13 protein-coding genes are annotated in these 12,995 nt (G+C 44.9%); 8 read left to right on the forward strand and 5 right to left on the reverse strand.

Annotated elements, in window-relative coordinates; genetic code table 11:
* Window positions 1-3: 3 nt before the first annotated feature.
* From NDJ01_RS03605 to NDJ01_RS03625, 5 genes are read right to left on the reverse strand one after another with little or no spacing between them, the layout of a single operon-like run.
* Window positions 4-1,017 (reverse strand): flagellar motor switch protein FliG, encoded by a 1,014-nt coding sequence (locus NDJ01_RS03605; RefSeq protein WP_005394839.1) that lies wholly within the window; start codon window positions 1,015-1,017, stop codon window positions 4-6.
* Window positions 986-2,734 carry a flagellar basal-body MS-ring/collar protein FliF gene (gene fliF, locus NDJ01_RS03610; RefSeq protein ID WP_031780427.1) on the reverse strand — a complete coding sequence of 583 codons (1,749 nt, stop codon included), beginning with the start codon at window positions 2,732-2,734 and terminating at the stop codon, window positions 986-988. The genes NDJ01_RS03605 and fliF overlap by 32 nt, the downstream gene beginning before the upstream one ends.
* A gap of 3 nt (window positions 2,735-2,737) precedes the next feature.
* Window positions 2,738-3,094 carry a flagellar hook-basal body complex protein FliE gene (fliE, locus tag NDJ01_RS03615; RefSeq protein WP_005375045.1) on the reverse strand — a complete coding sequence of 119 codons (357 nt, stop codon included), beginning with the start codon at window positions 3,092-3,094 and terminating at the stop codon, window positions 2,738-2,740.
* Window positions 3,095-3,109: 15 nt separating this feature from the next.
* Window positions 3,110-4,441, reverse strand: a complete 1,332-nt coding sequence (locus tag NDJ01_RS03620; protein WP_258586262.1) for a sigma-54-dependent Fis family transcriptional regulator — start codon at window positions 4,439-4,441, stop codon at window positions 3,110-3,112.
* Window positions 4,441-5,460, reverse strand: coding sequence for an OmpA family protein (locus tag NDJ01_RS03625; RefSeq protein WP_257889536.1), 1,020 nt, complete (start codon window positions 5,458-5,460; stop codon window positions 4,441-4,443). The genes NDJ01_RS03620 and NDJ01_RS03625 overlap by 1 nt, the downstream gene beginning before the upstream one ends.
* Before the next feature lie 384 nt (window positions 5,461-5,844).
* Between NDJ01_RS03625 and NDJ01_RS03630 the strand changes: the two genes are divergently transcribed.
* Genes NDJ01_RS03630 through NDJ01_RS03665 form a run of 8 tightly spaced genes read left to right on the forward strand, consistent with a single transcriptional unit; the run spans window position 5,845 to window position 12,903 of the window.
* Window positions 5,845-6,663, forward strand: coding sequence for a FliM/FliN family flagellar motor switch protein (locus tag NDJ01_RS03630; protein ID WP_074190374.1), 819 nt, complete (start codon window positions 5,845-5,847; stop codon window positions 6,661-6,663).
* On the forward strand, window positions 6,660-7,031 hold the full coding sequence (gene fliN / locus NDJ01_RS03635) for a flagellar motor switch protein FliN (RefSeq protein ID WP_005398044.1): 372 nt from the start codon (window positions 6,660-6,662) through the stop codon (window positions 7,029-7,031). The genes NDJ01_RS03630 and fliN overlap by 4 nt, the downstream gene beginning before the upstream one ends.
* Before the next feature lie 18 nt (window positions 7,032-7,049).
* The gene (fliP, locus tag NDJ01_RS03640; RefSeq protein WP_005398045.1) at window positions 7,050-7,808 is read left to right on the forward strand and encodes a flagellar type III secretion system pore protein FliP; all 759 of its coding nucleotides are present in this window, start codon (window positions 7,050-7,052) and stop codon (window positions 7,806-7,808) included.
* A 13-nt stretch (window positions 7,809-7,821) separates the two neighbouring features.
* Window positions 7,822-8,091, forward strand: coding sequence for a flagellar biosynthesis protein FliQ (gene fliQ / locus NDJ01_RS03645; RefSeq protein WP_005375036.1), 270 nt, complete (start codon window positions 7,822-7,824; stop codon window positions 8,089-8,091).
* Window positions 8,091-8,867: a flagellar biosynthetic protein FliR gene (fliR, locus tag NDJ01_RS03650; protein WP_006741982.1), complete on the forward strand. Its 777-nt coding sequence runs from the start codon at window positions 8,091-8,093 to the stop codon at window positions 8,865-8,867. The genes fliQ and fliR overlap by 1 nt, the downstream gene beginning before the upstream one ends.
* Window positions 8,864-9,991 carry a flagellar biosynthesis protein FlhB gene (gene flhB / locus NDJ01_RS03655; RefSeq protein WP_006741983.1) on the forward strand — a complete coding sequence of 376 codons (1,128 nt, stop codon included), beginning with the start codon at window positions 8,864-8,866 and terminating at the stop codon, window positions 9,989-9,991. The genes fliR and flhB overlap by 4 nt, the downstream gene beginning before the upstream one ends.
* A 31-nt stretch (window positions 9,992-10,022) precedes the next feature.
* Window positions 10,023-12,113: a flagellar biosynthesis protein FlhA gene (gene flhA / locus NDJ01_RS03660; protein WP_006741984.1), complete on the forward strand. Its 2,091-nt coding sequence runs from the start codon at window positions 10,023-10,025 to the stop codon at window positions 12,111-12,113.
* A gap of 19 nt (window positions 12,114-12,132) precedes the next feature.
* On the forward strand, window positions 12,133-12,903 hold the full coding sequence (locus tag NDJ01_RS03665) for an EAL domain-containing protein (RefSeq protein WP_046875750.1): 771 nt from the start codon (window positions 12,133-12,135) through the stop codon (window positions 12,901-12,903).
* Window positions 12,904-12,995 lie beyond the last annotated feature (92 nt).

Consider the following 12,995-nt stretch of genomic DNA (forward strand, 5'->3'; position numbering starts at 1 on the left):
ACGTTACTCCACCGTTGGCTCTTCATAAAGAAGCAACTGAACTTCACCAGATTCATCCAATTCACGCACCATTTGCATGATGTCTTGACGCGCTTTTTGAACACGACTTAGCGCAACAGCCCCGCGCGCTTCCATATCGTCTTCCAGTGCTTTCACCATACGCTGAGGCATAGAACGTTTAATGGCTTGCTGTAACGTAATTTCTGAACCTTTAAGTGCAACCGCCCACAATTCTAGTGGGATCTGCTGCACCAGCATGTCCATGGTTTCTTCACGCTGACGACCAAGAACCATAAAGTCGAACATATTCTCTTCAATGGCATTAACGACATCTTCATCATGCAACTTCAGCATTTCCATCAACGACCCGCGATCACCTTCAAAGCGGTTAATGATGTCAGCAGCTTGCTTGACACCAGATAGCGGTGTGCTTTGGCTTGCAGATACTTTTTCAATGCAGCGCTCAACGAGCTCATGCAAATCAATAGCAACTTGATGATCGATGTCTTGCAGCTGAGCAATTCGGAACAAGATTTCGTCATGGTAATCTTGTGGCAGGTGCTTCAACACCGCTGAAGAGCTATCGGCTGGCAAATAGGCAAGAAAAATCGCTTGCATTTGCGGGTGCTCATTCACAATGAAACGAGCAAGCGTTTCTGCTTCCACCCACTGTAAGCGCTGCATATTGTTGCGAATTTCATCACCATACAACGTATTCAGCAGCCCTTTTGCCAAATCATTACCCAATGCTTTACGTAGCGTATTGGACAAATATTCTTTAGAAGCTCCACGAATGCCACTGTGCTCACGAAAGTCTTCAAAGAAAGTTTGAATAACGCCGCGAGCGGAATCGCTCTTAATGCCATTCAACTTCGCCATTGCACGAGTCACCCGCTGGGTTTCATCACGGCTAAAGTGCTGTAAAACCTTCGCAGCGGCATCCTCGCCCATGCCTAATAGCACGAGCGCGGTTTGTTCTACATAACTAAGCGTCTGCTTTGATGGAACTGTGTTCATTGATGTTTACCCATTGTTTCAGTATTTCGGCTACGCGCTCTGGCTCTTCATTGGCAATAAGCTGTAGGTGTTTCAATTGAATCTCTAGTGGCGAACCGGCAGGAGGCAGCATGTCGCTGTTTACATCTAAGCCGGAAGAGGCTGAGATACCTTTTTCTGATAGACGGCGATCAAGCACTTCTTCATGTTCACGCTCTTCACGCGTTTGCAGGTTGTCGTAATCAGGCTCTTCTTGCGGCTCAGCAAAGTCTAACTCTGGTACTGGCTTATCAACGCCTGTGAGGTGCATGATCAATGGGCGTAGTACGAAGAAGATCATCGCCAAGCCTAACAAACCACCGATAACGTAACGTATTGGCTGCTGTACTGTAGGGTCTTGCCACCACGGCAGCGCAGGAGGCGCATCAATTTCAATTGGAGTGAAGTTGAAACTCATCAAGCTTAAGCTGTCACCTCGTGCCGCAGAAATACCGACAGCATCCATGATCATATTTGAAATCTGCTCTTTATCTGCTTCACTCCAAGCAACACCATCCGGAGAGGCTTTCGAGTTCAACAGTACCGACACGCTCATTTTCTCAATTTGACCTTGTTGGTATTGAGTACGACGAACACTACTCCCCACTGCATACTGACGGTTTACTTCAGAGCGTGCGTTGGTGTTTTGGCTATCGTTCGTTTCTACTTCTTCACCAGTTACCGGCGGTTGGTTGCTTAGAGAACCTGGTACGCCTAGCGCAATTTGGTCAACTGAGTTGTTGTGAATGGTGTGCTCGTTACGTACGACAGGTGCGTTATCCAAAATCTCTTGCGTTTCTTCAACTTGGCTAAAGTCCATATCAGCAGCGACTTGCACACGGAAGTTACTCGGACCCACAATTGGCGTAAGCATGTCTGCTGCGCGTTGAATGATCTGCTTCTCAACGTTCTTTTGATATTCAAGGTATTTTGCATTGACTTTACCTGCTTCCGCCGAAGCAACATCTGCACTGAGTAAACGGCCATATTGGTCGATAACAGATACAAATTCAGGCTTCATCGCCGTCACGCTACCAACCACTAAGTTGATGATTGCTTCAACTTGCTCAGACTTGAGGTCTTCGCCAGGTTTCAGCTCAAGCATCACTGACGCTGAAGGGTTCTCGCTGTTTTGACGAACAAATAAGGTTTGACGAGGAATAGCTAAGTGAACACGCGCATTCGCCACTGAATTCAGAGACATGATAGTGCGTACTAACTCACCTTCTAAACCATGACGGTAACGCGCCGTTTCCATAAATTGGCTTGTACCGAGAGAGCTGTCTTCTTTAAGCGAATCCAAACCTGTCGGCAGTTTGGCTTTAACACCTTTTGACGCAAGCAACATGCGAACTTTCGCAACTTCGCCTTCTGGCACAAGAACTTGGCCATTTTGCTCTTGCATACGGTAGCTCACACCTTCACTTTCTAATACCGAGACAATCTCTCCGATATCAAAACGTTCTTGTTGGCTATACAGTGGACGGAAGCTTTGTGAGGAACTCCAAAGAGCGACCACAATGATTGCCGCAACAATCGCAGCGAGTACGGCAGATAACACTAGGTTTCTCTGGCTACTCGACCAGATTTGCTTCAGCTTCGTTGTTACATCGTCCATGCTATTCGCAGTAGAAAATGTCTGTGCTGAGCCGGAGGTCATGGCTGTATTTCCGGCGACTTGGGGGGTTAGTTCTGACATGAATTACACCGGCATCTTCATAATATCTTCAAATGAGGTCACGACTTTGTTGCGCACTTGCATCAAAGCATTAAATGATAAGCTGGCTTTTTGGCTAGCGACCATCGCACCAACTAGGTCATCACTTTTTCCTGTTTCTACGGCCGTCATTTTTTGACTAGCCACTGATTGATGTTGATTCACTGTATCCAACACATTTGTCATCGCTTGTGAGAACGATAATGGTGCGTTTAGTGATTGTTGATCTAAAGGATTTGCACTCACGATAAACTCTGGCGGCTGCACTTGTGCCTGCATCGCCTGCATTTTTGACAACATAAGTTGCTCTGCCGAGACCGCATGAGTAGGTTGACTTGCCATCTATTTTTTCTCCTATTAGGCAGCCGAGCCTAGTGCCGACTGTAAATCAATACCATGTTCTCGCATGGCTGCGAGTTTGTAGCGTAGCGCTCGAGTTGATACTCCAAGCGCGTTTGCGGTTTTCGTTCGGTTTCCACCAAACTGACGTAATTTTTCTAAAATAAATTGATATTCGGCCTGCTTCTTCGCTTCTACATGACCAAAGCTTGAAGCTGGCTCAGCGGATGGAACTGGCGCAACAAGTTCAATAGGCAGCATCAGATCATGGGCAGTAATGTAGTCACCATGACGCATGACCAATGCACGCTGAATGACATTTTCCAACTCGCGAATATTGCCTGGCCAGTGATACTGACTCAGCGCACTGATCGCATCTTGGGATAGATGACAGCGACTGCTATCTTGATACTTTTCAATAAAGAACTGGCTGATCGGTAAAATATCTTCTTTTCTTTCACGCAAAGGCGGCCAGTGCAGAGGCAAAACATCCAATCGGTAATAAAGGTCTTCACGGAATGTGCCTTTTTGAACTTCTTCACGTAAGTCTTTATTGGTTGCCGCAATAACACGAATATCAAGCTTCACCGCCTTGTGGCTGCCTACGCGTTCCACTTCACGCTCTTGAAGAACGCGTAATAACTTGGCTTGAACTGCAGGGGACATTTCACCGATTTCATCTAACAAAATCGTCCCGCCATTCGCTTCTTCAAACTTACCGCTTTGAGAGTTAGTCGCTCCTGTGAAGGCACCTTTTACATGACCAAATAGAACCGCTTCTAGCATCGACTCTGGAATGGCGGCGCAGTTAACCGCCACAAATGGACCATCAATACGTGGAGAGTGCTCATGCACATATCGAGCCAGCACTTCTTTACCCGTTCCCGATTCGCCTGTAATTAACACACTGGCGCTGGTGCAAGCGGCACGATGCGCCAATTGCAGTACCTGCTTGCTTCGCCAAGATTCCGCAACAATGTTGGCCATTGGCTTACCTAACGCTTCAACGCGCTTCAGTAAATTGAGCAGCTGATTCGCTTCAAATGGGCGTAATAGATAATCGGTTGCTCCCGATTTCATCATCTCAGCCGCCAAGATTCCCTGCTCTTGATCGACAATAGCGATAACAACACCAGAGTTACGTTGCTTTTGGTGGCAAGCAACAAACTCGCGGACACACATATCCGGTAAAGTAGAGCTCACAAGAGTGATTTCTGCTCGCTCTTCAAGTAATGCGCCTCGGCCAGTACGAGTGTGTTTTGCGGTGTAACCTGCATTTTGCAACACATCCAATACTGGTTGAGCAAGAGCTTCATTCGGCTCAACCAACAAAATTTTCGTTTTCGTCATCATTGAACCTTAACTTTCGTTTGTTGATTTTGTTGTTGTACATCAGGGTGGTGTTTCACTGCCGTTCGCTCGTTATCTCTAACTAGGCGCAACGTTACACGTCGATTTTTCGCTTGGCCCTTCGTCGAACTATTGCTGGCAATTGGGTAACGAGAACCATGCGCTCTTGTTTCGATCATCGATTTATCAATACCAAGTTCAACTAAGGCCTCGGCAACTTGCTCTGCTCTAGTACGTGATACTGAAAGGTTCGCCAAGCTAGAACCAACGTTATCGGTGTGGCCATCAATTAAGATCTTGGTCACACGATCATCAACAGATACATAGCTATTTAGCGCTGCGAGCGTTTCTTGCTGCTTACGACTGAGCGCCTTCTGACCAAAGTCAAAAGACAGAACAAGATTTCGTGCCTCTGAAAACGAAAGCTTAGGCAAACGCGCTCGACAGGCATTAAATGACTTGAGCGCGTTTTGAATTTGAATAGTCGGAATCACAATCTCCGACGAAGAGGAAGCATTACTTCCCTTTAGTGACAACGTCACCCAATTGCCAGTAGCAATTAAATCCATGAGTTCATCAGCACCTTTGCTGAAGACAAATCGTTGGGATGGCTTAGTAAAATCAAGGGTAGCAAACTCTTTTCTATAAAGCTCACTAGACCAAGGGGCACTTTGACTTATTAGAGCAATCGTTTTCCATTTATTATTTTCATAATGTATATCGGAAATAAAATAAGTTTTATTGTTAGGTTCCGAACGGAAATAAAACTTCCCATACGGCGTGCTTGAGTGCAATAAGTTGCATTCAAAGTTATTTCCTTTATATGTCCACTTTGAAAGGTCCATGGGGATGGTCACAACTTCACCTGAATATGTCACCTTAGACACTAGCAAACTGACAAAAATAAATATTTTACAATTTATTAAACCGTTAGGGTTCATGTATATCTTACAATTCCATGACCTTATCAATTTAATTAAATATGCCACTAAGCCGTGATAACTGGCATAGCTAATCATGTTAATTACCTATTCTGAATATTGAAACTGGTTACAAAATACTCACAAGAGCATAGCTAAACCTTTAAAATCAAGATTTAAGCTTTAAAAACAATGCCTTATATTTTAATTATCTAAATTAGCCGTTACACCATGAAGATGGTTTTAAAAAGTTAATAACAACTAAAAACGCTTAATATTTTTATATTTTCTTATTAAGCAATTTATAAAGGAAACTAACCCTTTTTAAATTTTATTAAAAGATTAAGACTATATGCTCAAGGCAACATGTGAACTAAAGTCACAATCTTAGAGTTTGAAACTAAAAGATCATTAAAATTTCTGTGTAGACTACACGCCATTAAGTTAAAACAGTTTCGATTGTTAACGCACGGTAAAATATAAATGGAAAATAGAGTTAGCGAGCCTATTTCTGATATTCAACTACTTGATGTAGAATTATTAGGCAAACCTATTCATATCATTCGTGAAAAGCTTGAAGGCTTGATTTCAGAGTCTTGTTCCAGCCTTACGATTGAATTACAAAATTGGCTCAGTACGAGTAAAGTGGAAGCTAGCTTAACCTCTGTAGACTTGCATCGCTTTACACCGATAAAAATGGATAAAGACCAAACGTCAACCTATCAACACCAAGAAGGCGGCATGGTATTTGTTCATGGAGATTCTCACACGTTAATAAAACTGGCAGATCGGTTCTATGGCGCCAGCACTGAGCGTTCAGCAACAACACTGACAGCAAGTGACCTCCGCTTACAAGAGCGAATCAGTCGTATCATTATTGGTTGGCTTGCACCTGGTGAGATGTGGGAAATGGGTGAGTACGAAGCGCCCCGAGGGATTGGAATTAACGTGCAATTAAACATCGCGTTTGACGATCACCAAGGCTCAATTCATCTCAAACTAGATAGCCACCTTATTCAAACGCTGATCGAGCAGCTTGAACTGCAGCCCGATACGGATTTGTACCAACCATTCTGTCGCTCTTTAGAGGCAACGCCTGTTCGACTGAATGTTGTTTTAAGTAAAAAGAAGATGCCGTTGAGCGACGTTGTTGGCTTACAACCTAACGATATTTTACCAATTGAGCTTCTTAATACGGTTCCAGTCAGCATTGGTAACCAATCTTTATTTACAGGTCGTATTGCTGAGCAAGACGGCCAACTTGTTTTGATCTTTAACCCTGATAAGGAACCGCAGCGATGAGCGAAGCGCCAGAAACGAATGCATTCGACGCAGAAGAATTGAACTTTGACGATTTTCAATTAGAAGACTTTGAAGCTGAAAGTACGCTCCAACAAGAACCAGCAACTGCGGAACGTGATCTTAGCTTTTTCAAAAGTATTCCCGTCACTGTCACGCTGGAAGTTGCAAGCAAAGAAATCCCACTTGGGGACTTAATGAAAGCCGGAGAAGGCACGGTTATCGAACTTGAAAAGCTCAATGGTGAGCCTTTAGACGTAAAGGTAAACGGCTCTCTAATGGGTCACGCTGAAGTCGTCGTCGTTAATGATAAGTACGGACTTCGTCTGATCGATGTACATGACTCTGCATTGAGTGGCGTTGGTCAATAATCTTAGGTAGGCATCACAATGAAAAATCTGAGCGCTTGGCACCGTTGGTTACCTCTTTTGGTACTGGTGTCACTTTTGTTTGCTTTCCCAACCATGGCGGCTGACAACGGCTTAACTATCCTGTCCGTTTCTGATGGCGACACACAGCAAGAATACAGCGTTAAATTGCAAATTCTGTTGTTGATGACGGCGCTCAGTTTTCTTCCAGCATTCATTCTGATGGCAACGAGCTTTACTCGGATTATCGTCGTCCTCGCGATTTTGCGCCAAGCCCTTGGTCTTCAACAAAGCCCTCCTAACCGCGTATTGGTTGGGATTGCTTTGGCATTGACCTTGCTGATCATGCGACCTGTTTGGAGCGATATTCATGAAAATGCATTTCAACCGTATGACAATGGTGAAATCACGCTAATACAAGCATTCTCTGTAGCAGAGAAACCAGTGAGAGAGTTCATGCTGGCACAAACTCATCAAAGCTCTCTTGAGCAAATGCTGCGTATTGCCAATGAACCACTCGACCAAAACGTTGAAGATATTTCTTTTGCGGTTGTCTTGCCTGCGTTTGTCATCAGTGAACTAAAAACCGCCTTTCAAATTGGCTTTATGCTCTTCATCCCCTTCTTGGTTATCGACTTGGTTGTCGCCAGTGTGCTCATGGCAATGGGTATGATGATGCTATCGCCTTTGATTGTTTCACTCCCTTTTAAACTGGTGGTGTTTGTACTCGTGGATGGCTGGGCAATGACGGTTGGCACATTATCTGCCAGTTTCGGTTAAATAGGAGCATGCTATGACCCCTGAACTAACCGTAACGTTATTTTCCGATGCAGTATGGCTGATCATTTTGATGGTTGCGGTACTGGTTGTTCCTGGCTTAATTGTCGGTTTGTGTATCGCCGTTTTCCAGGCCGCCACACAAATCAACGAGCAAACACTCAGCTTTTTACCACGTTTGCTCGTTACGCTATTGATGGTGATTTTTGCGGGTCATTGGATGCTCCGAAAAATCATGGAACTGTTTGATTTCTTATTCCACAACATACCGGGGATGATTGGCTAATGGCCATCACATTTGCAGAGCTCTCAGCGATACTCGGTCAACTCTGGTGGCCGTTTTTTCGTGTGGGAGCTGTATTTATTTCGATGCCCTTCTTTGGTGATGCAATCATTCCCGTTTGGATCCGTACCTTACTGGCACTTTCGATCGTCGTGATTACCGCACCATTGATGCCACCAATGCCACAAGTCGAATTATTCTCCATGACGTCTCTATTCCTTGCTTTTGAGCAAGCGATTTGGGGCGTGATGTTTGGGCTAATTTTGCACATGCTCTTTAACGTTTTCACCATGCTTGGTCAGGTCGTTTCTCTGCAAATGGGATTGGGTATGGCAATGATGAATGATCCTATCAACGGACTTTCTGTCGCCATTTTGGGCCGCATATTTCTTATATTTTCAACCTTGTTATTTCTCGCGCTAGAAGGACACTTGCTCGTCATTGATATCGTGATTCAAAGTTTTGTCGTGTGGCCGGTCGGTTCTGGCATCACATCGCTTTCTCTGCAAGGCGTTGTAAATATTTTCGGTTGGATGTTTGCCTCTGCTTTAGCACTAGCGCTGCCTGCTATTGTTTCAATGCTCTTAGCCAACATCAGTTTTGGTGTGATGAATCGCGCCGCCCCCTCACTCAACGTGTATGCGTTAGGCTTTCCAATGACGATGCTTCTTGGCCTGTTCAGCGTATTAATTTCAGTATCTGGTGTGCCGGGTCGCTACACCGCGCTTGTACACGACACCATCAGACACTTGAGTAACTTTATGTTGGGGGGCGCATGAGCGATCAATCGTCTCAGGACAAAACTGAAAAAGCCTCGCCGCAGAAAGTAAAAAAAGCACGTCAGGAAGGACAAATTCCTCGTGCAAAAGAGTTTACTACTGCGGTGATATTTCTAGCGGTAGCGCTCTACTTTTACTCTCAGCTTAATAGTATTTGGGAAAGCATGTCGGGTATCTTTCGCTACAACATGATGCTGACGCGAGCCGACCTAGAAAACCCTAAACAACTTGTCGAGCAATTGGGACAAAGTTTAGCGGTCATCATCGACATGCTATTACCATTGTTTACCGTCATTATTATCGTGACCTGTGGTAGTAGCCTTGTGCTAGGCGGTTGGATGTTCCGTCCAGCGAACGTGATGCCAAAGCTGAGCAAAATTAATCCTTTAAGTGGGATAAAGCGCATTTTTTCGACACGCTCAGTGGTTGAACTCTTAAAGTCCACGTTCAAAGTAGCCGTTATCTTCGGCATCTTATATGGCTATTTAGACAACCACTTACAGCCTCTGCTAGGCATGCAAAACTTACCTTTAAGCCAAGGCTTTTCCCTCGTGATGTCTATTCTCTTTGAAGGCTTACTGTTGATGGGGTTTGCGTTGTTGTTATTTGGTGTTGTAGACATTCCCTACCAACGTTGGGAGCACCTAAAAGAGCTGCGTATGACCAAACAAGAGCTGAAGGAGGAATTCAAGAACAACGAGGGCCGCCCAGAAGTAAAGCAGCGAATCCGTCAAATTCAACAGCAGTTTGCACGCCGTAAAATCGATAAGATGGTACCAACGGCTGACGTGATCATCACTAACCCAACTCACTACGCTGTCGCTCTGAAGTACGAACCTTCACTTTCTGATGCTCCATTTGTGGTTGCAAAAGGCGTAGACGAAACTGCCATGCACATTCAACGAATCGCCCGAGAAAACAAGGTGGAGATCATCAACTCACCACCGTTGACTCGTTCGATCTATCACACCACGGCGATTGAACAAGCAATCCCAAGCCAACTGTACATTGCCGTGGCACATATTCTTACTTACGTTTTGCAATTGAAAGCCTTCCGTAAAGGTGAAGGAAAAGAGCCAACTCCTTTGCCTCATTTTTCGATTCCAAAACATTTGCAGCACTGATTAACCCGCGTTTATCCAAGGACACGAAAGTATGCTTAACCGGTTAAAACAACTTCAAACATCAACCAAAGGCTACATTGGCATTCCAATTGTCTTGCTAATGATTTTGGCAATGGTGATTTTACCTTTGCCTCCCCTGCTATTGGATGCGTTGTTTACCTTCAATATCGTCTTGGCAATCCTAGTATTGCTGGTCAGCACTACCGCAAAGCGACCATTAGACTTCTCAGTTTTTCCAACAATTTTGTTAGTCGCGACATTATTGCGTCTTACACTGAACGTCGCTTCCACACGAATCGTACTCCTAGAAGGACATAATGGGGGGGATGCGGCAGGTAAAGTCATCCAAGCGTTCGGTGAAGTCGTTATTGGCGGTAACTACGTCGTTGGTATGGTGGTGTTTGTTATCTTGATGATCATCAACTTCGTCGTAATTACCAAAGGTGGCGAACGTATCTCTGAGGTGTCAGCGCGCTTTACTTTGGATGCCTTACCGGGCAAACAGATGGCGATTGATGCCGACTTAAATGCCGGTCTTATCGATCAGGAAACCGCTCGATTGCGTCGTAAAGAAGTCGCTAACGAAGCCGATTTCCATGGCTCGATGGACGGTGCCTCAAAGTTTGTGCGAGGCGATGCTATCGCTGGTTTGCTTATTCTGTTTATCAACATCATTGGTGGTATCAGCATCGGCGTCTTTGAGCATGGACTCGCAGCATCTGACGCCTTTAAAACATACGCACTACTTACAATCGGTGATGGCTTAGTAGCTCAAATTCCGTCACTTCTATTGGCAACGGCTGCAGCGATTATCGTTACGCGAATTAATGATAGCGATAATGGCATGTCGGAAACCATGCAAAAACAATTGCTGGCAACCCCGGCGACACTGTTTACCGTCGCAGGCATCATGGCTGTGATAGGCATGGTACCAGGCATGCCACATTTGGCCTTTTTTGCTTTCGCGGGTGCTTTAGCTTTCGCGGGTTGGCGTCAAACGAAAAAGCCCGTGCAAGACTCCCAAATCGAGGAGGTCGAAGCACTTTCACAAGCCATGCAAGAGGACGATACACCGCTTACGTGGGAAGATATTCCTCATGTTCAAACGTTGTCGCTTTCCCTGGGTTACCGTCTCGTTCACCTAGTCAACAAAGAACAAGGTGCACCTTTATCACAGCGTATTCGCGGTGTGCGCCGTAACCTATCTGAACAAGTCGGCTTTTTATTACCAGAGGTGCGTATTCGAGACAACCTAAGCCTTAAGCCGAATCAGTATACAATTTCTCTCAATGGCGAAGTGATCGAACAGGGCTTTATCGAGCCAGAACGTTTGATGGCGATTGCAGTCGGCGAAACGTACGGTGAAGTAGATGGTATTTTGGGCAGTGATCCTGCTTACCAATTACCAGCAGTGTGGATTGAACATCAAGACAAAGCGAAAGCGCTGAACATGGGTTATCAAGTGGTCGATGATGGCACGGTCATCGCGACTCATATTAGTAAGATAATGAAAACAAACCTTGCTGAGTTGTTTACGCACGACGATGTTGAAGCCATGACGCAACGTTTGACACAGCAAGCACCGAAGTTAGCCGAAGCCCTAGCCGCGGCACTTAACCCTGCGCAGCAACTCAAAGTATATCGCCAGTTGTTACTAGACCAAGTACCACTAAAAGATATTCGCACGATTGCTAACACGATGTTGGAATCCGCAGAAAACACTAAAGACCCGATTTTACTGGCATCTGATGTGCGTTGCGCACTAAAACGCACGCTCGTAAACCTGATTGCGGGACAGAAAAACGAATTAAATGTCTATGCTCTCTCTGATGAACTAGAACAAATGCTACTGACTTCGCTACAACAAGCACAATCTTCTGGTACAGTAATGTTAGACAGCTTCCCAATTGAGCCGAATATTCTTGGTCAGTTCCAACAAAACTTGCCACTGATAAGACAACAGCTCAAACAACAGGGATTACCTCCGATTCTTCTCGTTATGCCTCAGTTACGTCCACTTCTGGCTCGTTACGCACGCACATTTACGCAAGGACTGGCAGTATTGTCTTACAACGAAATTCCAGAAAACAAACAAATCAATGTGGTAGGAAACCTTGGTTAATCTTATTTCAACACATGCGATGTACGAACATTTGGTTGGTCTCGCAGTACAACATATCGTCACGGATGACGATCAATTAGTATTTGATGCTTTAAAGCACAATGACATTCAACACGCGTGCCAAGCCATTCGCGAGACTCAATCAGGAGAGGTAGAATTCCAACACCTGACGTTGAGATTTGGCACGCGTGGAGAACAAAGCGTCTATCAATTCGAACTCTCTGAACAAATGCAGTACTGCCTAGATTTGTTCAGTCTTTATCTCGCATTGCGACAAACACAGTTTCAGCTAGAAGCCTTTCACCCCGACTTAATCAGTAACGTCGTCGTGCCGATAAGAATTGACGCATTACTATGGGAACCAGGCATATACTTTCTCGAACAGATGATTCAGTTTCACTCTTCCGCTTTTCAACATGTGATTCCTTCTCTTCAAGCAGACAAAACGCTATGCGCCTATGATAAAGTCTCAGCGCTGATAGAGAAGTTAAGAGAAAACGCCTACTCACTTTGGTTTGAAGTCGCGACATCACAAGTGAACTTCGAACGAGTCGCTGACTTTAGCCCCGATATGATCAAACTATCGGTCACATTAGAGGATAAAGAAGAAAGACATGCTTTCCTACCGATTGCTAAGTTCTTAAGAAAGCACAAATACCCTTGGGTAGCCGGGCGGGTAGCGAGCCAAACAGAGCTAAACCGCTATCGCTTGTTAGGGGCCAATTATTACTTTGGTTATTTCAGTGACATCCCGACCTCCCTCTCTTTTCAATCTTTTGGTGAGGAATGACAGAATCCTAACTATTAATCTTTATAAAACAGCGCGAATTATTCGCGCTGTTTTTTTATTTATAACGAAGAACGACAATATTGATAGATGAC

Source organism: Vibrio sp. HS-50-1, assembly GCF_024747315.1.
In the GTDB taxonomy this organism is placed as follows: Bacteria; Pseudomonadota; Gammaproteobacteria; order Enterobacterales; family Vibrionaceae; genus Vibrio; species Vibrio diabolicus.

What these genes read in the sequence shown, in the direction of transcription:
- fliP (WP_005398045.1), top strand. Translation starts at nt 7,050, where the DNA reads ATGAAAAATCTGAGCGCTTGGCACCGTTGGTTACCTCTTTTGGTACTG.
- flhB (WP_006741983.1), top strand. Translation starts at nt 8,864, where the DNA reads ATGAGCGATCAATCGTCTCAGGACAAAACTGAAAAAGCCTCGCCGCAG.
- NDJ01_RS03605 (WP_005394839.1), bottom strand. Translation starts at nt 1,017, where the DNA reads ATGAACACAGTTCCATCAAAGCAGACGCTTAGTTATGTAGAACAAACC.
- fliN (WP_005398044.1), top strand. Translation starts at nt 6,660, where the DNA reads ATGAGCGAAGCGCCAGAAACGAATGCATTCGACGCAGAAGAATTGAAC.
- fliE (WP_005375045.1), bottom strand. Translation starts at nt 3,094, where the DNA reads ATGGCAAGTCAACCTACTCATGCGGTCTCGGCAGAGCAACTTATGTTG.
- flhA (WP_006741984.1), top strand. Translation starts at nt 10,023, where the DNA reads ATGCTTAACCGGTTAAAACAACTTCAAACATCAACCAAAGGCTACATT.
- fliR (WP_006741982.1), top strand. Translation starts at nt 8,091, where the DNA reads ATGGCCATCACATTTGCAGAGCTCTCAGCGATACTCGGTCAACTCTGG.
- NDJ01_RS03665 (WP_046875750.1), top strand. Translation starts at nt 12,133, where the DNA reads ATGTACGAACATTTGGTTGGTCTCGCAGTACAACATATCGTCACGGAT.
- fliQ (WP_005375036.1), top strand. Translation starts at nt 7,822, where the DNA reads ATGACCCCTGAACTAACCGTAACGTTATTTTCCGATGCAGTATGGCTG.
- fliF (WP_031780427.1), bottom strand. Translation starts at nt 2,734, where the DNA reads ATGTCAGAACTAACCCCCCAAGTCGCCGGAAATACAGCCATGACCTCC.
- NDJ01_RS03625 (WP_257889536.1), bottom strand. Translation starts at nt 5,460, where the DNA reads ATGATTAGCTATGCCAGTTATCACGGCTTAGTGGCATATTTAATTAAA.
- NDJ01_RS03620 (WP_258586262.1), bottom strand. Translation starts at nt 4,441, where the DNA reads ATGACGAAAACGAAAATTTTGTTGGTTGAGCCGAATGAAGCTCTTGCT.
- NDJ01_RS03630 (WP_074190374.1), top strand. Translation starts at nt 5,845, where the DNA reads ATGGAAAATAGAGTTAGCGAGCCTATTTCTGATATTCAACTACTTGAT.